This window comes from Streptomyces sp. NPDC059373 (assembly GCF_042751495.1).
Taxonomy (GTDB): Bacteria; Actinomycetota; Actinomycetes; order Streptomycetales; family Streptomycetaceae; genus Actinacidiphila.
In genome coordinates, this window is record NZ_JBHYXC010000027.1 from 1 (window position 1) to 19,325 (window position 19,325).

A 19,325-nucleotide genomic window follows, 5' to 3' on the forward strand; every position below is an offset into this window, starting at 1 on the left:
CAACACACCAAAACCCGGCGGCTGCGACCTTTGTTTTTACCACACCGCCGCCGGGCTCACCACGGGCACCCCCCGGGGCCCCCGCCCGCGGGGCGCCGGGGGCCCCGGTGTGATGTCCGGACCATGGAGTCGTACAGATCGCCTCAAGAGCGCCTCGCCCTTGAACGGCGCATACGCGTGCTGGTTGTCTTCGTCGTCTGCCTGGTGCTGAGCGGTCTGACCGCCTTCCCCCTCGTCCACGAACTGCGGTGGGTGGACGCCATGAACCTGCCCGGCGCCCTCGGCGACTGGATCGCGCGGGTCAGGGTGGGCCTGGACGCCACGGACGCGAAGTATCCGTTCGTCCTCTACGGCACGGACTGGCTCGCCTTCGCGCATCTCGTGATCGCGGTCGCCTTCTACGGCGTGTACCGGGACCCGGTGCGCAACATCTGGGTCGTGGAGTTCGGGATGATCGCGTGCGTCGGGATCATCCCGCTGGCGTTGATCTGCGGGCCGATCCGGGGCATCCCGTCCTGGTGGACCGTCATCGACATGTCGTTCGGGGTCCTCGGGATCATCCCGCTGTACGCCCTCCGGCGCATGATCAGGCGACTTGAGCTGCCGGCTAGCCCAGCAACGGCCGGAACGCCCCTGCCGCGACACTGACCGCCAGCGCCACGCCGGCGACGCAGACCGCGCCGCCGACCAGCGCGGCGTCGGCGCCCCCGAAGGTCTGCCGCCTGGCGTACGTCCTGGGGGCGCCGGAGTCGAAGCCGCGGGCGTCCATCGCGGCGGCGAGCCGGGTGCCGCGCCGGATGGCGCCGACGAGCAGGGTGAAGGCGGCGGAGGTGAAGAGCCGGAGGCGGGCGACCGGATTGCGGCCGGCGTCGACACCTCGGGCGCGGCGGGCGAGGTTGATCAGCCGCCATTCCTCGCCCAGGAGCGGCACGAGCCGCCAGGCGGCCAGCGTGCCGATGGCGAAGCGCACCGGCAGCCGGGCGTTCTGCACGAGGGCGTCGGCGAGGTCGGTCGGGTCGGTGGTGGCGAAGGCGATCACGCCCGGCAGGGCCACAGCGAACAGCCGCAGCGCCAACGCCAGCGCGGACGCGGCGACCTGCTGCCGGTCCTGCGCGAAGAGGAACAGCGTGAGTACCGCCCCGAGCACGCTCACCAGAAGCGGCCACGCCCGCCGCGCCAGCGTGCCGTAGCGGAGGCCGAACAGCGGAACGACGGCCAGCTCGGCGGCCAGCGCGACAGCGGGAGCCACCGGGTCGAGGCTCACCACCAACGCCAGGGTGAGGACGGCGGCGGCCGCGAGCTTGGCGGCGGGGTTGCGGCGGGCGAGCGGAGCGGCGGAGGTCATCCGACGGCCTCCAAGGGGCGGGTGGCGAGCGGGAGTTCGCGGGCGCCGATCGCGGCCGTGAAGTCCGGGTCGTGGGTGACGGCGACGATGCCGTGGCCGTCGTCCCGCAGCCCGGCCAGCAGGCCGACCAGTTCGGTCCACGTACGCCGGTCCTGGCCGAAGGTCGGCTCGTCGAGGATCAGCAGCCGGGGCGCGGCCGCCAGGGCGGTGGCGACGCTGAGCCGGCGCTGCTCTCCGCCCGACAGGGTGTGCGGGTTCGCCTCGGCGAGGGCGTCGAGGCGCAGCCGTACGAGGAGTTCGTCGACGCGCGCCGGATCGCCCGCCCCCAGGGCCAGTTCGTCCCGGACCTTCGCCGTCACGAACTGGTGCTCGGGGTTCTGGAACACGGAGCCGATGCGCCCGGCGAGAGCCCGGGCCCGCCACTTGTGGGGCGGCTTCGCCGCGTCCGGCCCGGCGAGGGCGGCGGTGGCGACGACCAGCCCATCGGTGGGTTTACGCAAGCCGCCCAGCTGAAGCGCCAGGGTGGTCTTGCCGGCGCCGTTGGGGCCGGTGACGGCCAGGGCCTCGGCGGCGTGGATCTGCAGGCCGTCCTTACGGAGCAGTACCTCGCCCGGCGCGGAGCGCGGCGTCAGCGCCGGGACCGGGTGGCCCGGCACCCACACCCCGTCGGCGGCGAGTTCGTCACCGTACCGGGCGAAGACCGAGGCGGGCGGCCCGTCGGCGCGGATGCCGCCGCCGGGTTCGAGGACGATGACGCGGTCGAGCAGTGGCACCAGTTCGGCGACGCGGTGCTCGACGATGACCATGGTCGTGTCGTCGAGTCCGGCGAGGGCGCCGCGCACCAGCCGCGCGCCATCGGGGTCGAGGTTGGCGGTCGGCTCGTCGAGGAGCAGCAGTCCGGGCCGGGACACCATGGCGCCCGCGAGCGCGAGCCGCTGCTGCTCGCCGCCGGACAGCGCGGCGACGGACCGGTCGCGGCCGTAGGGGAAGCCGACCCTGCGCAGGGCGTCGTCGACGAGCGGCCAGATGCGCTCGGCGGGCGTACCGATGTTCTCCAGGCCGAAGGCCACGTCGTCGCCGGCGCGTTCCATGACGAGCTGGGACTGCGGATCCTGGAAGACGATGCCCGTCCGCTCCCCGACCTCGATCCTGCCCTCGCGCTCGCCGGACTCGGGCGGCAGCAGCCCCGCGAGTGCGGCGAGCAGCGTGGACTTGCCGGCCCCCGACGGGCCCAGCAGCGCGACCCGCTCGCCGTGCTCGATGTCGAGGTCGACGCCGCGCAGCGCCCACCGGCGCCGCCCGGCGTGCCGGTGGCCGAAGCCCCGGAGCCGTACGGAAGGCATCAGACGGCGATGCGTTCCCGCCCGGACGGGAACGGGTCGAGCGCTCCGGTCTGGGCGAGGGACTTGGTCAGCGCGAGGCTGCCGAGGCCGGCGATCACGGCGGAGCTGGCGATGACGAGGGCGGCGTACGCGGCCTTCCAGCCGGTGCCGGTCGTCGGGTAGTAGAGCACGATGTCCAGCAGCGCGGCCGCCCCGCCGGCCAGCACCCCGCCCACCAGCGCGGTCGGCCAGCGCCAGCTGCGGTACGCGGACAGCGCGAAGCCGAACTCCCCGGCGAAGCCCTGCACCACTCCGTACAGCAGGGTGACCAGGCCCCACGGCGAACCGAAGAACGTCGCGACGGTCGCGGCGACGACCTCGCAGAAGATTCCGGCGCCCGGCTTGCGGATCACCAGCGGACCGAGCACCGCCGGGACCAGCCACACGCCGTACAGGACCGCACGGCCGGGCAGCGGGATGGCGTTGGCCGCGCCCTCCCAGAGCGTGTTCCACGCCCAGAAGATGACACCGAACGCGGCGCCGAGGACGGCGGTGACCACGATGTCGACGGTCCGCCAGCGATTGCTGCTCATGATGACTCCCTTCGCCGGCATTACCCGGATCAGGTTCGAGGGTCTGCGGCCCGTGGCCGCACTCTCAGCGCTGTCTGCGCTCCCCTGTCGGAATGTTCTGTTGTGCGATAAACGCGCTGCGACTGTAGCAGCGCAGGTCAGCCCTCGGAAGCCGCCAGCTGCCCGCAGGCCCCGTCGATCTCCTGGCCCCGGGTGTCCCTTACGGTCACCGGCACCCCGTGCGACTCCAGCGCCGCGACGAACGCCCGCTCGTCCTCGGGGCGCGACGCCGTCCACTTCGACCCGGGCGTCGGGTTGAGCGGGATCAGGTTCACGTGCACCCGGCGGCCCTTGAGGAGCCGACCGAGCCGGTCGGCGCGCCAGGCCTGGTCGTTGATGTCCTTGATCAGCGCGTACTCGATGGAGATCCGCCGGCCGGACACATCCGCGTAGTGCCAGGCGGCGTCCAGCACCTCGCGCACCTTCCAGCGGGTGTTCACCGGCACGAGGGTGTCGCGCAACTCGTCGTCGGGCGCGTGCAGCGACACCGCGAGGCGGCACTTCAGGCCCTCGTCCGCGAAGCGGAGCATCGCCGGGACCAGCCCGACCGTGGAGACCGTGATGCCGCGCTGCGACAGCCCCAGCCCGTCCGGCTCGGGATCGGTGAGGCGACGGATCGAGCCGATGACCCGCTTGTAGTTGGCCAGCGGCTCGCCCATACCCATGAACACGATGTTGCTCAACCGCGCCGGACCGCCCGGGATCTCCCCGTCGCGCAACGACCGCATGCCCGCCACGATCTGGTGCACGATCTCGGCGGTCGACAGATTCCGCGTCAGCCCCGCCTGGCCGGTGGCGCAGAACGGGCAGTTCATGCCGCAGCCCGCCTGCGAGCTGATGCACATCGTGACCCGGTCCGGGTACCGCATCAGCACCGACTCGACGAGCGTGCCGTCGAAGAGCCGCCACAACGTCTTACGGGTCGTGTCGTCGTCGCACGAGATGTGCCGCACCACCGACATCAGCTCCGGCAGCAGATCGCCCGCCAGCTTGCCCCGCGCCGCCGCCGGAATGTCCGTCCAGGCTGCCGGATCATCCGCGTACCGCGCGAAGTAGTGCTGCGACAGCTGCTTGGCGCGGAACGGCTTCTCGCCGAGCTCCGCGACCGCCGCACGGCGCTCCTCGGGCGTGAGGTCGGCAAGGTGCCGCGGGGGCTTCTTGGCCCCGCGCGGCGTGACAAAAGTGAGTTCTCCGGGTGCAGGCATGGTCGTACCAGTCTCGCAGATCAATCAGGGGTACCCAGGTCGGATGGGTGAGGGAGTAGTCACCCTCGGGCGGCCTGACCTCAGCTGGACCCGACGAAGATCACCAGCAGCAGCCACGCCACGGGGGCGGTCGGCAGGAGGGAGTCGAGGCGGTCCATGATGCCGCCGTGGCCGGGGAGGAGCTTGCCCATGTCCTTGATGCCGAGGTCGCGCTTGATCATGGATTCGCCGAGGTCACCGAGGGTCGCGCTGACCGCGACGGCGAAGCCGAGCACCACGCCCTGCCACCAGGCGCCGTCGTCGATCAGGAAGTGCACCAGGAGCGCGCCGGCCACCATGGCGAAGGACACGGCCCCGATGAGGCCCTCGCGGGTCTTGCCGGGGCTGATGCGCGGGGCGAGCTTGTGCGTGCCGAAGCGCCAGCCGACGGCGTACGCACCCGTGTCGCTGACGACGGTGAGGACCAGGAAGACGAAGACCCGCCAGGCGCCGTCGTGCGCGGCCAGCATCATGGACACGAAGGTGGCCAGGAAGGGCACGTAGAAGGCGGCGAAGACGCCTGCCGTGACGTCCCGCAGGTAGTTCTCGGGAGGTTCGGTCATCCGCCAGACCAGAACCGCGAGCGCGGTGAGGGCCATGGCCACCCACGCGCCTTCGGCGCCACGCGCGTAGCCGGCGATGACCATGGCGGCGCCGCCGACGGCGAGGGGGATGAGCGGGGCCCGGATCTCCTTGCGCTCTTCTAGGCGCGAGGTGAGCTCCCAGAGGCCGACGACGACCGCCGCGACGATGACGCCGACGAAAGCGGCCTTGACGACGAAGAGGGAGGCGATGATGACGGCCCCGAGGCCGATGCCGACTCCTATCGCGGCCCGCAGATTACGGCCCGCGTTCTTCTTGCCGCGGCCCGGCTGGTCCGGATCGGGCGAGGAGGGCTGCGGCCCGGGCTGCTCCGCGGGCTGGGGGTTCTCGTCGCGGAACAAGGGGCCGCTCAGCTGAGCAGCCCCTTCGTTCTCGCCTCCCCAGGAGCCGGCACGTGGCGAAGCTCCCCAGGAAGAGTCGTTCACGGAGATTCGCCTCGCGTTTTCGTTCCGGTCCGATGGGAGAGGTGAGCAGAAGTACGTTCGGCTGTGCCCCGGGGGCTCAGACCTCGAGCAGCTCGGCTTCCTTGTGCTTGAGCAGCTCGTCCACCTGGTGCACGTACTTCGACGTGGTGTCGTCGAGCTCCTTCTCGGCGCGACGCACCTCGTCCTCGCCGGTCTCGCCGTCCTTGACGAGCTTGTCGAGGGTTTCCTTGGCCTTGCGGCGCACGCTGCGGATGGAGATCCGGGCGTCCTCCGCCTTGGTGCGGGCGACCTTGATGTACTCCCGGCGGCGTTCCTCGGTGAGCTGCGGGAAAGCCACCCGGATGATGCGCCCGTCGTTGCTCGGGTTGACGCCGAGGTCGGAATCGCGGATCGCCTGCTCGATGTTGCGCAGCGCGCTGCTGTCGAACGGCGTGATCACGGCCATCCGCGGCTCGGGGACCGCGAAGGAGGCCAGCTGGTTGATCGGGGTCGGTGCGCCGTAGTAGTCGGCCACGATCTTGTTGAACATCGCCGGGTGGGCCCGACCGGTGCGGATCGCGGCGAAGTCCTCCTTGGCGACGACGACGGCCTTCTCAAACTTCTCCTCCGCTTCGAGGAGGGTCTCTTCAATCACCATGTGCTCCTGGTCTTCAGAAGGCGGGGCCTCGCCCCTGCGCGCGTCTTTCCTGCACGGTGTCCGACCGGCGGCGTCTTGTCCATCCCCGTAACGAGCCTCTAGGCGCGGCTGCCCTGGTCGTTGACGAGCGTGCCGATCTTCTCACCCTTCACGGCCCGCGCGATGTTGCCCTCCGCGAGGAGCTCGAAGACGAGGATCGGAAGCTTGTTGTCCTGACACAGGGTGATCGCCGTCAGGTCCGCGACCCGCAGGTCGCGGGCCAGGACGTCGCCGTACTCCAGGGAGTCGAACATGACCGCGTCCGGGTTCTTGCGGGGGTCGGAGTCGTAGACCCCGTCCACCCCGTTCTTGCCCATGAGGAGCGCCTTGGCGTGGATCTCCAGGGCGCGCTGGGCGGCGGTGGTGTCGGTGGAGAAGTACGGCATGCCCATACCGGCGCCGAAGATGACGACGCGGCCCTTCTCCAGGTGGCGGATGGCACGGAGCGGGATGTACGGCTCGGCGACCTGGCCCATGGTGATGGCGGTCTGCACCCGGGTCTCGATGCCCTCCTTCTCCAGGAAGTCCTGGAGGGCGAGGCAGTTCATGACGGTGCCGAGCATGCCCATGTAGTCCGAGCGGGCCCGGTCCATGCCGCGCTGCTGCAGTTCGGCGCCACGGAAGAAGTTGCCGCCGCCGATGACGATGGCGATCTCGTAGCCGTCCCGGACGACCGCGGCGATCTCCCGGGCCATGGTGTGCACGACGTCGGGGTCGACGCCCAGCCCGCCTCCCCCGGCGAATGCCTCACCGGACAGTTTGAGCAGGTACCGGCGGTGGGTGCTGTCATCCATGGAGATCTCCTCGTGCACGTACGAAGAAGGCCATTGCCGTTCGGGTCCGTGATCGTTCCCTCTACGGCAATGGCCTCCTCGTCACAACTGCGGTCAGCCGGTGGGCGGCCGACTGCGTACGACCCTAGCGGGTCGCCGGTCAATCGCTTACGCGGCTCGGTCAGACGCCGACGCGGAAGCGGGCGAAGCGCTTCAGCGAGACGCCGGCCTCGTCCAGAACCTTCTGGACGGTCTTCTTGCTGTCCTTGGCGAACGCCTGCTCCAGGACCGCGTTCTCCTTGACGAAGCCGGTGACGCGGCCGTCGACGATGCGGGAGAGGGCGGCCTCGGGCTTGCCCTCCTCGCGCGCGGTGGCCTCGGCGACGCGGCGCTCGTTCTCGAGCACCTCGGCCGGGATCTCCTCGCGGGAGAGGTAGGTCGGGGAGAAGGCGGCGATGTGCTGCGCGACGTCCTTGGCGACCTCGGCGTTCGGCTTGTCCAGCTCGACCAGGACGCCGACCTGCGGGGGCAGGTCCGGGCTGGTGCGGTGCAGGTAGGAGGCGACGAAGCCGCCGTCGAACTGCGCGAAGCGGTCCAGGACGATCTTCTCACCGAGGGTGGCGTTGGCCTCGTCGACGAACGCCTGGACGGTCTGGCCGTCCTTGATCTCGGAGGCGAGCAGGGCCTCGATGCCGGCCGGCTTGGTGGCGGCGACGTGGGCGGCGATCTCGTTGGCCGTGGCGACGAACTTGTCACCCTTGGCGACGAAGTCGGTCTCGCACTTCAGCTCGACGAGGACGCCCTCGGAGTTGTCGGCGGCGATCAGGGAGACCACGGCACCGTTGGAGGCCGAACGGCCCTCGCGCTTGGTGACGCCCTTCTGGCCCTTGACTCGGAGGATCTCGACGGCCTTCTCGAGGTCGCCCTCGGCCTCGACGAGCGCGTTCTTGCAGTCCATCATGCCGGCGGCGGTCAGCTCGCGAAGCTTCTTGACGTCGGCGGCGGTGTAGTTCGCCATGGTCTGTGAGTCTCTTCTCGGAAAGTCGGTGAGTCCGGTGAAACCGGTGGTTCTACGGGTGAACGGCGGGGGCCGGAGCCCCCGCCGTCGTCAGCCGTGATGAGGAAAGGCTGAGGCTCAGGCCTGCTCGGCGTCTGCGGCCGGAGCGTCGGCGGCGGGCGCCTCGGCGGGCTCGGCAGCGGCCTCGGCGGCCGGGGCCTCGGTGGCCTCAGCAGCAGGGGCCTCGGCAGCCTCGGCGGCGGGGGCCTCGGCAGCGGGAGCCTCGGTCGCCTCGTCGGACTTGGCCTTCTCGCCCTCCAGGAGCTCGCGCTCCCAGGCGGCCAGCGGCTCGGCCTCGGTCTTGTCAGCACCGGTCGCGACGCCGGAGCGGGCGATGAGGCCCTCGGCGACGGCGTCGGCGATCACACGGGTGAGCAGGGTGACGGAGCGGATCGCGTCGTCGTTGCCCGGGATCTTGTAGTCGACCTCGTCCGGGTCGCAGTTGGTGTCGAGGATCGCGACCACCGGGATACGGAGCTTGCGCGCCTCACCGACAGCGATGTGCTCCTTCTTGGTGTCCACGATCCAGACGGCGCTGGGCACCTTCTGCATCTCACGGATACCACCGAGGGTCTTCTCCAGCTTGTCCTTCTCGCGGGAGAGAACCAGGAGCTCCTTCTTGGTGAGGCCGGAGGCGGCCACATCCTCGAAGTCGATCTCCTCGAGCTCCTTCAGGCGCTGCAGACGCTTGTAGACGGTCGAGAAGTTGGTGAGCATGCCGCCCAGCCAGCGCTGGTTGACGTAGGGCATGCCCACGCGCGACGCCTGCTCGGCGATGGCCTCCTGGGCCTGCTTCTTCGTACCGACGAACATGATGGAGCCGCCGTGGGCGACGGTCTCCTTGACGAACTCGTAGGCGCGGTCGATGTACGACAGCGACTGGAGCAGGTCGATGATGTAGATGCCGTTGCGCTCGGTGAAGATGAAGCGCTTCATCTTCGGGTTCCAGCGGCGGGTCTGGTGCCCGAAGTGGACGCCGCTCTCAAGCAGCTCCCGCATCGTGACGACGGCCATGGCCGTACTCCTCGGTTTCTCGGTTCCGCGACTGCCGGACGGCTGTCGCGCCTGACGCCCCGACGCGCCGTGCCTCGGAAGGAATCCTTCCGGGACCGAGAGGCGCGGCCACCGTGCCGGTGAGGGTGTGGTGGCGGGGCGTGCGAAGTCGACCCGGTGACCCGGATCGCCATGGAAAGTGTAAGGGACCGCCGGAGCGCGGGGCGACATGCGCTTCCCGTGCGCAGGGGGCGCACGGAGTTATCCACAGGCGCAGAGCAAGATCAACTTTGCGGGCGGTATCGCGCGACCCTCGGATCATGACACGTCACTTCGCGTTCCTCCTGAGTCTCGCCACGGCGTTGGCCGTGCTCACGCCGTACGGGGCGGCGGCCGGCGCCTCAGGCGTCCGTGCCGCCGGCGTCGGCGGTGACGGCGACCGCGACCGCGCCTGGCCGGTGGCCGGGCCGGGGCTGCGGGGCCGCCCGGTCGTGGAGCGGGGCTTCGACCCGCCGATGTCGCGGTGGGGCGCGGGGCACCGCGGCGTCGACCTGCGCGCCGGTCCGGGTGCCCCGGTGCGGGCGGCGGCGCCCGGGCGGGTCACCTTCGCGGGCGCGGTGGCCGGGCGGGGGGTCGTGGTGATCCGGCTGTCGGTGCCGGGCGGACTGCGGATCACGTACGAGCCGGTGCGGGCCTCGGTGTCCGTGGGCGATGAGGTGGCTGCGGGTGCGGTCGTCGGCACCCTGGAGGACGGCGTCCCGTCGCACTGCGCCGGCGGGTGCCTCCACTGGGGCCTGCTGCGGGGCTCCGTCTACCTGGACCCGCTGTCACTGCTGCCGGCGTCGATGCTGCGGCTCGGCCCGTCCCGGCTGCTGCCGGTCTTCGGTGTCCCGCTCCCGCCCACCGGGTGGGGTCAGCCGCGCACGCCGCGCAGGGCCATCGCCACGGCGGCCTCGGCGATGGTGTCGGGGTCCTCCGCGGCGCCGAGCTCGATGCGCCGCACCGCCGCGTCGACGACGCCCTGGAGCAGCAGCGCGCTCAACCTGGGCTCGGCGTGCCCGAGGGCGCGGAGCGCCTCGACGACCATCGCCACCAGACCACCGTGGGCCGCACGGATCTTCTCCCGCGCGCCCGCCTCCAGCTCGCCGGAGGAGATCGCCACCACCGCCCGGTGCCGCCGGTCACCGACCAGCGTCAGCTGGCTGCGCACATAGGCCTCGATCTTGGCCTCGGGGTCGGCGACAGCCGCCATCGCGTCCTCGACCTCGGTCGCCCAGACGGGGAAGTCCACCACGCACAGCTCTTCGACGACCGCCGCGCGCGAACGGAAGTACTCATAGACGGAGGAGCGCGCCAGCCCGGTGCGCTCGGCGAGAGCGGGGAAGGTCAGGGCTTCCGTGCCGCCCTCGGACAGCAGCGAACGGGCGGCGTCCAGAAGGGCGTCGCGCTGCATAGACCGGTGCTCGGCCACCGAGGCCGCTCGAATCTTGGGCACGGCACCACTGTACGGAATCCGTGCGGCGGGCCGGGGCCGCGGCGGGCATCGGCCGGCTCAGCGGCCGACATCGGCCAGTTTGGCGCGCAGCTGCAGTACGGACTTGGTGTGGATCTGGCTGACCCGGCTCTCGGTGACCCCCAGCACCTGGCCGATCTCCGCCAGCGTCAGTCCCTCGTAGTAGTAGAGGGTCACCACGGTCTTCTCCCGCTCGGGCAGTGTGTTGATGGCTCGCGCGAGCAGCCGGCGCAGCTCGCGGTCCTCGGCGATCTCGACGGGGTTGTCCGCGCCGGTGTCCTCCAGGGTGTCCACGAGGCTGAGCCGGTCGCCGCTGTCGCCGCCGACGTGCAGCAGCTCTTCGAGGGCGACGACATTGGCCAGCGAGAGCTGGCTGAAGACCCCGTGCAGCTCGTCCACGCCGATGCCCATCTCGGCGGCGACCTCGGGCTCGCTGGGGGTGCGCCGCAGCGAGGCCTCGAGGGTCGCGTAGGCGCGCTCGACGGCTCGGGCCTTCTGCCGAACGGAGCGCGGAATCCAGTCAAGCGCCCGCAGTTCGTCGATCATGGCGCCGCGGATGCGGGTGATCGCGTACGTCTCGAACTTGATGGAGCGCTCGGGTTCGAACTTCTCGATGGCATCGATGAGTCCGAAGACGCCGGAGGAGACGAAGTCCGCCTGCTCGACATTGGCGGGCAGGCCCACGCTGACCCGGCCGGCCACGTATTTCACCAGCGGCGAGTAGTGCAGGATCAGCTGCTCCCGCAGCCGTGCGTCCCCCGTGGACTTGTACGTCCTCCACAGCTCGTCGAGCGAGGTGGGTGCTGCGGGCCGCGGGGTGCGCGGGGTGCTGCGGGCGGCGACTGCCGCCATCGCGCGGTCGGGCCCGGGGGTGTGCTGGGGCATGCGTCGTTCTGAGCCGTTCTGCCGTGATGTGGGGGACGGTGATGAGGAGTCGAGGCGCGATGAGCGTAGCGTGACCGGGGTGTCGCTGATTGCTACGAACGTCGTACGAGGTGCCGCCAGAGACGTTCCGCAGTGCGACCCGGGACGAGGGGGCCACGAGGGCGCGTTCTGTGAAGTCAGGGTGTTGCTGTCGCAAAATGCCGCGTTCTGCCGACACCCCCATAAACTCGTCACCCGACCGGCCCAGGTCAAGAACCGTGCTGTCACCTGATGGTGTGTTCATTGCGGTGCACGCTCCCCCACCAGCCCGTCCGCCCCTCCGGCGCCGGCCAACCGCCACCGCTCGCCGTGCCGTTCGACGAATCCGAGTGCCTGCAATTCGTAGAGCCTGCCGAGCGTGTCGTCGGTGGTCACGCCCGCGGAGCGGGCAATCTGTCCGCCGTCGGCGCCGCCCCGGCCCGGCACCGCCTCCAGCACGCGCGCGGTGTCGTACGGCAGCAGGTCCCGGGCCACGACCGGGCCGCGTCGCTCGGGCGCGAGGTCGCCGCCGATGCTGCCGACCAACTCGGCGATCTCACGCGCGTCGGTGACCAACACCGCGTCCCCACGCAGGAGTTCATGCACGCCCTGGGACAGGGTGGAGGTGCAGGGCCCCGGCACGCCCATCACGAAGCGGCCGAGCTCGCGGGCCCGGCGGGCTGTGATCAGTGAGCCGCTGCGGTACTGCGCCTCGACCACCACGGTGCCGCGGGTCAGCGCCGCGATCACGCGGTTGCGCATGACGAACCGGCTGCGGGTCGGATGCGAGCCGGGCGGCAACTCACCGATCAGCAGGCCCTGTTCGCCGATGCGCCCAATCAACTCGGCGTGCCCGGGCGGGTACGGGACATCGACCCCGCACGCCACGACGCCGACGGTGGCGCCGTCCACCGACAGTGCGCCCCGGTGCGCGGCGCCGTCGATGCCGTAGGCCGCGCCCGAGACGACGATCCACCCGGCCTCGGCCAGATCGGCGGCGAGCCGGGAGGCCATGTGCGCGCCGTAGTCCGTGCAGGCCCGGGCGCCGACCAGGGCGACCGAGCGCAGCGCCCACATCCGCAGGGAGGGCCGCCCCCGCACCCACAGGCCGTACGGGCGCTGATCGCCCAGGTCGTCCAGCTGCCCCGGCCACTCCGGGTCCCCGGGACAGACGAAGCGGCCCCCCAGCGCCTCCGCCGCCGCCAGGTCGCGCGCCGGGTCCACCCGCTGCCCCCGCAGCCGGTAGCCGGCCAGCCGGCGCTCGGAGGCCCGGGGCAGCCGCTCCCCGGCGACGAGTGCCCGGACGACTTCCTGCGGTCCCCGCTCCCGCAGCCAGGCGCCGACGGTCTCGTCACCGGGGTCGGCGATCCGGGTCACCGCGATCCGTGCCAGTCGCTCCTCCGGGGACGGCGGCCCGGCGGCGCCCTCCGCCTCGAAGAGGTCGAACAGGGTGTCCGTCATCAGATGCCCCCCATCGACATCGCAACGCCGCGCCGCACCCCGGTGCGCAGTTCGAGGGCGCGTGCCACGTCGACCCCGTCCGGACGGTCGCGGGCCGCCAGGTCCGCCACCGTCCAGGCCACGCGCAGCACCCGGTCGAGTCCGCGGGCGGTGAGCAGTCCGCGCTCCATGTCCTGCTCGGCGGGCCGCATCGCCCCCGGGGCCATGGGCCAGCGCGTCCTCAGCTCGTGTCCGGGCACCTCGCTGTTGGTCCGCCACGGGGTGTCCCGGTAGCGGACGGCGGCCCGCTCCCGTGCCTCCCGGACCCGGGCGGCCACGGTCCGCGTGGACTCCGACTCCCCGACGTGCCCGATCAGCTCGGATCGGCTCACGGGCTCGACGTCGACCCGCAGGTCGACCCGGTCGAGCAGCGGACCGGACAGCCGCCCCTGATAGCGGCGGATCATGCTCGCCGTGCAGTCGCAGCCGCCCCCGGGGGAGCCGTGCCGACCGCAGGGACAGGGATTCGCCGCCAGGACCAGCAGGAACCGGGCGGGCAGCCGCACCACCCCGGCGGAGCGCGCGATCACCACATGGCCCGACTCCAGCGGCTGGCGCAGTGCCTCGAGCGCCTGCCCGTTGAACTCGGGGGCCTCGTCGAGGAAGAGCACGCCCTTGTGGGACAGCGAGACGGCTCCGGGTCTGGGCAGTCCGTTGCCCCCGCCGACCAGGGACTGCATCGTGGCCGAGTGGTGCGGGGCGCAGTAGGGCGGGATGTCCACCATCGGCTTGCCCGGCGGCAGCATCCCGGCGACCGAGTGGACGGCGGTGACCTCCAGGGACTCCTGCCGGGTCAGCGGTGGCAGCAGCCCGGACAGCCGCTCCGCGAGCATCGTCTTGCCTGCCCCTGGCGGCCCCTTGAGGTAGATGTGGTGGCCCCCGGCGGCCGCGACCTCCAGGGCCATCCGGGCCGGCCCCTGTCCGGCGACGTCGGAGAGGTCCGTGGCACCGGAGTCGGCGAAGCCGGTGCCGATGCCCGCACCCGGCACCGCCAGGCCCGCCAGCATGGGGTCGGGGCGGCCGTCGCCCGGGTCCTCGGGCTCCTCCGGGGCCAGCTCGTCGTTGAGCAGGGCGATGAGCTGCCGCAGGGTGCGTACGCCGAGCACGGAGACCCCGGGGACCAGAGAGGCCTCGGCGGCCGTGCGGTCGGGCACGACGACATGGCGGTACCCCGCTTCGGCGGCGGCGAGGACGGCGGGAAGCACCCCGCGCACGGGCCGCACCCGGCCGTCCAGCCCCAGCTCGCCGATCATCATCAGGTCGGCGATGTCCTTGGGGGCGATGCGTTCGTTGGCGGCGAGCACGGCGCACGCGACGGCCAGGTCGAAGCCGCTGCCGCCCTTGGGCACCGAGGCGGGGCTCAGGCCGACGGTGAGCTTCTTCTGGGGCCAGACCTCGCCGCTGTTGACGATGGCGGCCCGGACCCGGTCGCGGCTCTCGCTCAGGCTCTTGTCCGGCAGCCCCACCAGGGTGAAGGCCGCGACGCCCGGCTCCAGGTCGGCCTGGACCTCGACGACCACGCCCTCCACGCCGAGCAGGGTCACCGAGCACGTACGGGCGAAGCCCATCAGGCCACCCCCCGCACATGCTCGACGCGCGCGGCGCCACGCTGGGGCACCAGCACGCCGACGAGGTCGATGCGGACCCCACCCGGGGGCACGTCGCCGCCGCGTTCGGACAGCCAGCGCTCGGCCAGCCGCCGCAGCCGCTCGGCCTTGCGGGGGCCGACGGCGTCCATCGGGTGCTGGTAGTCACCCTGTATGCGGGATTTGACCTCGCAGATGACCACCGCGTCGCCGTCCTCGGCGACGATGTCGATCTCGCCTTCCCGGCATCGCCAGTTGCGCGCCAGCACACGCATGCCCGCGGCGTCGGCGAGCCAGCGGGCCGCCAGGTCCTCCCCGTACCGGCCCAGAGCTCCTCGGGCGTTCATTCGCACCACCTCCGTCACTCACTGTGACGGACGTCGCGCCCTCGAGATGATCTTGGTCGTCCCCTGTGGATAACTCGGGCGGACCGCTCAGCCGCTGAAGCGGACCACTCAGCCGCTGAAGCCGGACTCGTCCTGGGGCAGGTCCAGATCCGACTTGTTGAGCTCCTCGATGTTCACGTCCTTGAACGTGAGCACCCGCACCTGCTTGACGAAGCGCGCCGGCCGGTACATGTCCCAGACCCACGCGTCGGCCATCGACACCTCGAAGAAGACCTCGCCCTGGACCGAGTGCACCTGCATCTCGTAGTCGTTGGTCAGGTAGAAGCGCCGCTCGGTCTCGATCACGTATTTGAACAGGCCGACGACATCGCGGTACTCCCGGTAGAGCTTCAGCTCCATCTCGGTCTCGTACTTCTCGAGGTCCTCGGCGCTCATGGCATGTTCCCCTTCAGCCGTTCGTCCCCCCATTGTGCGTCAGTCACGCTCAGTCCCCAGGTGAATCGGGGATCGCGGGGGTCCTTCGTCGAGCAGCGTGCGCAGCAGCCCGGCGAGCCTGGTCGGATACACCGTCTCACGCGCGCGGAGAAGTTCCTCGCACGTCCACCAGCGCAGCTCTCCCACACTGCGCCGCTCCAGCTCGGTCTGACCGTCCGGGCGGACCTCAGTGGCCTCCGTACGCCCCAGGAAGTACCACTCGTCCTGCTCCCACCTGCGCCCGTCGAAGTCGAAGGCGCAGGTGCGCTCCCACAGCACCGGCCCGAGCCGCACCGATGTGATTCCGGTCTCCTCCGCCACCTCGCGGCGCGCCGCCGCCTCCAGGCTCTCGCCGGTCTCGACGCCTCCGCCGGGGGTGAACCACCAGCGCATCGCCGGATCGGCGGGCTCGAAGCCGTGCAGCAGCAGGATCCGGTCGGACGGATCGAGGAGTACGACCCTGGCGGCTCGCCGGCGCGTCACCTGCGCCACCACCTAGTGCCGCGCCACTAGCGGGCCGCCCGCCGCGTACGCCGACGACCCAGCACACCCGCGACGGGCCCGTAGGCCGCGCCGCCGAAGATCAGCACCACACCGGCCACGATCGCACTCACCACCCACGTCAGCGGACCGGGCTGCGAGGTCCCGCCCGCGAGCCCGGCAAAGGCATCGGTCCTGCCGATCATGCCCATCCGGCCGAGCGGCCATGCCGTGGCGTCCACCCGCGCCTGGACCGCGCTTCGCGGTACGGAGCCGCCGTCAGCATCGGTCAGCCGGACCCGGGAGTCCTCGGACACGGCCCGGTTGTCGCCCAGCAGGAAGAGGTCGCCCTGGGGCACCGTGGCCTTGAAGCCGGTCGGCGAGGCGGGCGCCTTGGTGTCCTTCAGGTAGGGCTCGTCGATCGCCTTGCCGTTGACCGTCATCCGGCCCTGCTTGTCGCAGCAGGCGATCTTGTCGCCGCCGACGCCGACGACCCGCTTGACCATGGGGACGTCGCCCCACAGCGAGTCGGTGAAGATCACGATGTCGCCCCGGCGGACCTGGGAGCCGTCGATCCGCTGGGCGAGGATCTTGTCCCCGACGTCCACCGTGGGAACCATCGACCCGGTCGGCACGGTGTACGGACGGTAGAGCACCGCCCCCCACACGAATCCGCCCAGGAACAGCACGAAGCCCAGCGCGACGGCCAGCCCGGAGATGATCTGTCCGGACCGGCCGCCCGCCGGGCCTGCCGCCTTGGCCTTGGCCTTCGTCTTGCCCGCGCCTGTGGGGGCACCAGTGCCTGCGCCACTGCGTGCACCGGTGGGTGTCCCGCCGCCGGCACCCGCCGTACGTGTCGAACTCTCGCCGCTCATGGGTCCGCACCCTACCGGGCGGTACGGCCCCCGGTCAGCCCTCGGTCAGCCCTCGGGTTCACCTCGGGCGTCACCCGGCGGCGGTGAACTTCCGCCTGCGCAGGAACACCAGCGGCACGGCGCCCGCGAGGGCCACCGCGTCGGGCGCGGAGACCGCGGCCGCCGACGCCTGGTTGTTGATCCCGGACTGGTCGAAGGTCGACGGGATCGACAGCGCGTCCCAGCGGTTGATCGGCCAGGCGACCACGATCGCGCGGCCCACGACCTGGGACACCGGGACCATGCCGTTGCGGCCGTCCGACTGGTTGTAGCGCGAGTCCCGCGAGTCCTGGCGGTGGTCGCCGAGCACCCAGATGCTGCCCTTGGGCACCTTGAGGGGGCCGAAGGGCATGTCGTCGCACGGCGTGTTGCCCGGGTAGATGTACGACGACTCGTTCAGGGCGACGCCATTGACCTTGACCTTGCCGCCCTTCTTGCACTCGACCGTGTCCCCGCCGACCGCGATGACCCGCTTGATCAGGTCCTTCTCCTCCGCCGACGGCATCAGGCCGATGAAGCTGAGGAACTTCTGGACCGGGTTCGGGGTGGTGGTCGGGGTGTCCTGGAGCCAGCCGCCCGGGTCGTGGAAGACGACGACCTCGCCGCGCTCCGGCTCGGAGCCGAACCAGGGCGTCAGCTTGTCGACCAGCACCCGGTCGCCCTGCTGCAGCGTGTTCTGCATCGAGTCGGAGGGGATGGAGAACGCCTGTACCAGGAAGGTCTTGATGAGCAGGGCGAGAACCAGCGCGATGCCGATGAGGATCGGCAGTTCCTTCCAGAAGGAACGCGGCTTCTTCGGCTTCTCCCGCGTACTCATCTCATCACCGTCACCCTCAGTCGCGGGTGACGGGCCGGCGCCCTGGTCGACCCCTTCTTCGGGTCCTTCGTGTCCCGATCGTGCGCCGACCGTCAAATCCCTCACGTCCGCTCCTTACTCTGCGCTGCCACTTGGGCCGCCCCCGCGCGCGGCGCAGGCCCACCACTCCCATAACGAGCGGGAGTTCCGCAGGGCTCGGGAGGAGGATCGTTCCGTATCGACGATCTTCTGAGGACACACTAGGCGAAGCGGCGGCCGCAGCGGCCGAGGTGCCACCGGCGGCCGGTACGGAGGCGTAGGTCGACGGCTCCGACAGCTTCGTCCAGTCGCTCATGGGCCAGGCGATCACCACGGCCCGTCCGACGACCCCGCTCTCGGACACGGTGCCGCTGAAATCCTGCTGGTGGAAGCGGGAGTCCGCGGAGTTGGCCCGATGGTCGCCCATGACCCACAGCCGCCCCTGGGGCACCTTCACCGAGAACTCGCTGTCCGACGGCTTGTTGCCCGGGTAGATATACGGTTCGTTCAGCGCCACGCCGTTGACGGTGACGCGGCCCTGAGAGTCGCAGCACTTCACCGTGTCGCCGCCGACCGCGACGACCCGTTTGATCAGATCCTGCTCGTTGGCCGAGGGCAGCAGTCCGATGAAGGTCATCGCCTCCTTGACCTGCTTGATCACCACCGGGTCGTTGGCCGTCGTGGTCTGCTCGCCGTCGAGCCAGTGGCCAGGGTCCTTGAAGACCACGACGTCACCGCGCTGCACCTTGTTGCCGAACCACGGGGTCAGCTTGTCGACCAGCACCCGGTCGCCGATCTTGATGGTCTGCTCCATTGACCCCGAGGGGATCACGAAGGCCTGGACCAGGAAGGTCTTCAGGACCAGCGCGATCAGCAGTGCGACGACGATGAGGATCGGCACTTCCTTCGCCGCCGAACGGCGCCGCTTGCGCTTGACCTTCTTGGCCAGCTTGCGGCGTTCGGCCCGCCCTCCCGCCCGGCGCGCCCGCGGCTGGTCGTCGGAGAAACCGTAGCCGTCGTCGTCCGGTATCCCGTCCCCGCCGTCCCGCGGCCTGCCGCGCTTACCCATCTGCGCGGTCCAGGGAACGCCGGTGGCTCAGCGGCCACACGATCCACTCCGCCCGGCCGATCACCTTGTCGAGCGGTACGGTGCCGCCCCCGGGATCGCCGAGGTGATCGCGCGAATCCCGGGAGTCGTCACGGTGGTCGCCCATCACCCACAGCCTCCCGTCAGGCACCTCAATATCGAACGGTACCCGGGACGGGCTCTCCCCGGGGTAAAGGTATGTCTCGGTCAGCGGAGTGCCGTTCACGGTTATCCTGCCCCGCTTGTCACAGCAGGTGACCCTGTCTCCGCCGACGCCGATGACCCGCTTGATGTAATCGGATCCGCCCGACTCCTGCACAAACGACCCCTCGCCGTCGAACACCACGATGTCGCCCCGCCGTGGAGAACCGCCGAAACGGTACGCCAGCTTGTTGACCACCACCCGGTCCCCGATCCGCAGGGTGTTCTCCATCGATCCGCTCGGGATCACGAAGGGCTGCACCACAAAGGCATTGACCAGGAACAGGACGGCGGCGCACGCCACGGCCAGCAGCGCGTACCGATAGGTACGTACGCCGAAGCGGGGCCGCCGCGGGGGGGGGCGCGTCGGGGGGGGGATAAAAGATTGAAAAAAGCGCAAAGCCAAAAAAGCAGT

Annotated in this window: 21 protein-coding genes, 1 pseudogene and 1 riboswitch; of the genes and pseudogenes, 2 read left to right on the forward strand and 20 right to left on the reverse strand. The window is 71.0% G+C overall.

The window, feature by feature from the left end:
• Positions 1-123: 123 nt before the first annotated feature.
• The gene (locus ACFXJ5_RS28790; protein ID WP_384637182.1) at positions 124-648 is read left to right on the forward strand and encodes a hypothetical protein; all 525 of its coding nucleotides are present in this window, start codon (positions 124-126) and stop codon (positions 646-648) included.
• Here ACFXJ5_RS28790 and ACFXJ5_RS28795 read toward each other — a convergent pair.
• The 9 genes from ACFXJ5_RS28795 to rpsB form a co-directional block, all read right to left on the reverse strand.
• Positions 608-1,345, reverse strand: a complete 738-nt coding sequence (locus ACFXJ5_RS28795; protein WP_384637185.1) for an energy-coupling factor transporter transmembrane component T — start codon at positions 1,343-1,345, stop codon at positions 608-610. The two genes, ACFXJ5_RS28790 and ACFXJ5_RS28795, sit on opposite strands and share 41 nt — an antisense overlap.
• Positions 1,342-2,688: an ABC transporter ATP-binding protein gene (locus tag ACFXJ5_RS28800; protein WP_384637187.1), complete on the reverse strand. Its 1,347-nt coding sequence runs from the start codon at positions 2,686-2,688 to the stop codon at positions 1,342-1,344. Before ACFXJ5_RS28800 ends, ACFXJ5_RS28795 begins: the two co-directional genes overlap by 4 nt.
• Positions 2,688-3,260, reverse strand: coding sequence for an ECF transporter S component (locus ACFXJ5_RS28805; RefSeq protein ID WP_384637190.1), 573 nt, complete (start codon positions 3,258-3,260; stop codon positions 2,688-2,690). Before ACFXJ5_RS28805 ends, ACFXJ5_RS28800 begins: the two co-directional genes overlap by 1 nt.
• Positions 3,250-3,356, reverse strand: a riboswitch (TPP riboswitch). (Overlaps the previous gene by 11 nt.)
• Positions 3,357-3,397: 41 nt before the next feature.
• A complete protein-coding gene (gene rlmN / locus ACFXJ5_RS28810; RefSeq protein WP_384637193.1) occupies positions 3,398-4,504 on the reverse strand; it encodes a dual-specificity RNA methyltransferase RlmN in 1,107 nt (368 codons plus the stop codon).
• Between the two features lie 80 nt (positions 4,505-4,584).
• Positions 4,585-5,571 (reverse strand): phosphatidate cytidylyltransferase, encoded by a 987-nt coding sequence (locus tag ACFXJ5_RS28815; RefSeq protein ID WP_384637195.1) that lies wholly within the window; start codon positions 5,569-5,571, stop codon positions 4,585-4,587.
• A 76-nt stretch (positions 5,572-5,647) separates the two neighbouring features.
• Positions 5,648-6,205, reverse strand: a complete 558-nt coding sequence (gene frr, locus ACFXJ5_RS28820; protein ID WP_127355514.1) for a ribosome recycling factor — start codon at positions 6,203-6,205, stop codon at positions 5,648-5,650.
• A 101-nt stretch (positions 6,206-6,306) separates the two neighbouring features.
• Positions 6,307-7,041 carry a UMP kinase gene (pyrH, locus tag ACFXJ5_RS28825; RefSeq protein WP_127355510.1) on the reverse strand — a complete coding sequence of 245 codons (735 nt, stop codon included), beginning with the start codon at positions 7,039-7,041 and terminating at the stop codon, positions 6,307-6,309.
• A 160-nt stretch (positions 7,042-7,201) separates the two neighbouring features.
• Positions 7,202-8,038 carry a translation elongation factor Ts gene (tsf, locus tag ACFXJ5_RS28830; RefSeq protein WP_384637199.1) on the reverse strand — a complete coding sequence of 279 codons (837 nt, stop codon included), beginning with the start codon at positions 8,036-8,038 and terminating at the stop codon, positions 7,202-7,204.
• A gap of 117 nt (positions 8,039-8,155) precedes the next feature.
• On the reverse strand, positions 8,156-9,091 hold the full coding sequence (rpsB, locus tag ACFXJ5_RS28835; protein WP_384637202.1) for a 30S ribosomal protein S2: 936 nt from the start codon (positions 9,089-9,091) through the stop codon (positions 8,156-8,158).
• Positions 9,092-9,585: 494 nt separating this feature from the next.
• Between rpsB and ACFXJ5_RS28840 the strand changes: the two are divergent.
• A pseudogene (locus tag ACFXJ5_RS28840) lies at positions 9,586-9,834 on the forward strand (peptidoglycan DD-metalloendopeptidase family protein); the annotation flags it as partial.
• 149 nt (positions 9,835-9,983) lie between these two features.
• Here ACFXJ5_RS28840 and ACFXJ5_RS28845 read toward each other — a convergent pair.
• The 11 genes from ACFXJ5_RS28845 to lepB (ACFXJ5_RS28895) form a co-directional block, all read right to left on the reverse strand.
• Positions 9,984-10,541 carry a TetR/AcrR family transcriptional regulator gene (locus ACFXJ5_RS28845; RefSeq protein ID WP_384637419.1) on the reverse strand — a complete coding sequence of 186 codons (558 nt, stop codon included), beginning with the start codon at positions 10,539-10,541 and terminating at the stop codon, positions 9,984-9,986.
• 81 nt (positions 10,542-10,622) lie between these two features.
• The gene (whiG, locus tag ACFXJ5_RS28850; protein ID WP_384637205.1) at positions 10,623-11,468 is read right to left on the reverse strand and encodes an RNA polymerase sigma factor WhiG; all 846 of its coding nucleotides are present in this window, start codon (positions 11,466-11,468) and stop codon (positions 10,623-10,625) included.
• Between the two features lie 279 nt (positions 11,469-11,747).
• The gene (gene dprA, locus ACFXJ5_RS28855) at positions 11,748-12,947 is read right to left on the reverse strand and encodes a DNA-processing protein DprA (protein WP_384637207.1); all 1,200 of its coding nucleotides are present in this window, start codon (positions 12,945-12,947) and stop codon (positions 11,748-11,750) included.
• Positions 12,947-14,554 (reverse strand): YifB family Mg chelatase-like AAA ATPase, encoded by a 1,608-nt coding sequence (locus ACFXJ5_RS28860; protein ID WP_384637210.1) that lies wholly within the window; start codon positions 14,552-14,554, stop codon positions 12,947-12,949. Before ACFXJ5_RS28860 ends, dprA begins: the two co-directional genes overlap by 1 nt.
• Positions 14,554-14,919: a YraN family protein gene (locus ACFXJ5_RS28865; RefSeq protein ID WP_384637213.1), complete on the reverse strand. Its 366-nt coding sequence runs from the start codon at positions 14,917-14,919 to the stop codon at positions 14,554-14,556. The genes ACFXJ5_RS28860 and ACFXJ5_RS28865 overlap by 1 nt, the downstream gene beginning before the upstream one ends.
• 108 nt (positions 14,920-15,027) lie before the next feature.
• Positions 15,028-15,354, reverse strand: coding sequence for a DUF2469 domain-containing protein (locus ACFXJ5_RS28870; RefSeq protein ID WP_127360074.1), 327 nt, complete (start codon positions 15,352-15,354; stop codon positions 15,028-15,030).
• A 39-nt stretch (positions 15,355-15,393) separates the two neighbouring features.
• Positions 15,394-15,876 carry an NUDIX hydrolase gene (locus tag ACFXJ5_RS28875; RefSeq protein WP_384637216.1) on the reverse strand — a complete coding sequence of 161 codons (483 nt, stop codon included), beginning with the start codon at positions 15,874-15,876 and terminating at the stop codon, positions 15,394-15,396.
• Positions 15,877-15,902: 26 nt separating this feature from the next.
• Complete coding sequence (lepB, locus tag ACFXJ5_RS28880; RefSeq protein ID WP_384637218.1) at positions 15,903-16,748, reverse strand: signal peptidase I; 846 nt, start codon at positions 16,746-16,748, stop codon at positions 15,903-15,905.
• A gap of 70 nt (positions 16,749-16,818) precedes the next feature.
• On the reverse strand, positions 16,819-17,709 hold the full coding sequence (gene lepB, locus ACFXJ5_RS28885; protein ID WP_384637220.1) for a signal peptidase I: 891 nt from the start codon (positions 17,707-17,709) through the stop codon (positions 16,819-16,821).
• On the reverse strand, positions 17,621-18,691 hold the full coding sequence (gene lepB, locus ACFXJ5_RS28890) for a signal peptidase I (RefSeq protein WP_384637223.1): 1,071 nt from the start codon (positions 18,689-18,691) through the stop codon (positions 17,621-17,623). Before lepB (ACFXJ5_RS28890) ends, lepB (ACFXJ5_RS28885) begins: the two co-directional genes overlap by 89 nt.
• Positions 18,684-19,316: a signal peptidase I gene (gene lepB / locus ACFXJ5_RS28895; protein WP_384637422.1), complete on the reverse strand. Its 633-nt coding sequence runs from the start codon at positions 19,314-19,316 to the stop codon at positions 18,684-18,686. Before lepB (ACFXJ5_RS28895) ends, lepB (ACFXJ5_RS28890) begins: the two co-directional genes overlap by 8 nt.
• Between the last annotated feature and the right edge of the window lie 9 nt (positions 19,317-19,325).

Coding starts and splice junctions, on each gene's coding strand:
- ACFXJ5_RS28790 (WP_384637182.1), top strand. CDS start 124: ATGGAGTCGTACAGATCGCCTCAAGAGCGCCTCGCCCTTGAACGGCGC.
- ACFXJ5_RS28795 (WP_384637185.1), bottom strand. CDS start 1,345: ATGACCTCCGCCGCTCCGCTCGCCCGCCGCAACCCCGCCGCCAAGCTC.
- ACFXJ5_RS28800 (WP_384637187.1), bottom strand. CDS start 2,688: ATGCCTTCCGTACGGCTCCGGGGCTTCGGCCACCGGCACGCCGGGCGG.
- ACFXJ5_RS28805 (WP_384637190.1), bottom strand. CDS start 3,260: ATGAGCAGCAATCGCTGGCGGACCGTCGACATCGTGGTCACCGCCGTC.
- rlmN (WP_384637193.1), bottom strand. CDS start 4,504: ATGCCTGCACCCGGAGAACTCACTTTTGTCACGCCGCGCGGGGCCAAG.
- pyrH (WP_127355510.1), bottom strand. CDS start 7,041: ATGGATGACAGCACCCACCGCCGGTACCTGCTCAAACTGTCCGGTGAG.
- tsf (WP_384637199.1), bottom strand. CDS start 8,038: ATGGCGAACTACACCGCCGCCGACGTCAAGAAGCTTCGCGAGCTGACC.
- rpsB (WP_384637202.1), bottom strand. CDS start 9,091: ATGGCCGTCGTCACGATGCGGGAGCTGCTTGAGAGCGGCGTCCACTTC.
- whiG (WP_384637205.1), bottom strand. CDS start 11,468: ATGCCCCAGCACACCCCCGGGCCCGACCGCGCGATGGCGGCAGTCGCC.
- dprA (WP_384637207.1), bottom strand. CDS start 12,947: ATGACGGACACCCTGTTCGACCTCTTCGAGGCGGAGGGCGCCGCCGGG.
- ACFXJ5_RS28860 (WP_384637210.1), bottom strand. CDS start 14,554: ATGGGCTTCGCCCGTACGTGCTCGGTGACCCTGCTCGGCGTGGAGGGC.
- ACFXJ5_RS28865 (WP_384637213.1), bottom strand. CDS start 14,919: ATGAACGCCCGAGGAGCTCTGGGCCGGTACGGGGAGGACCTGGCGGCC.
- ACFXJ5_RS28870 (WP_127360074.1), bottom strand. CDS start 15,354: ATGAGCGCCGAGGACCTCGAGAAGTACGAGACCGAGATGGAGCTGAAG.
- lepB (WP_384637218.1), bottom strand. CDS start 16,748: ATGAGCGGCGAGAGTTCGACACGTACGGCGGGTGCCGGCGGCGGGACA.
- lepB (WP_384637223.1), bottom strand. CDS start 18,691: ATGGGTAAGCGCGGCAGGCCGCGGGACGGCGGGGACGGGATACCGGAC.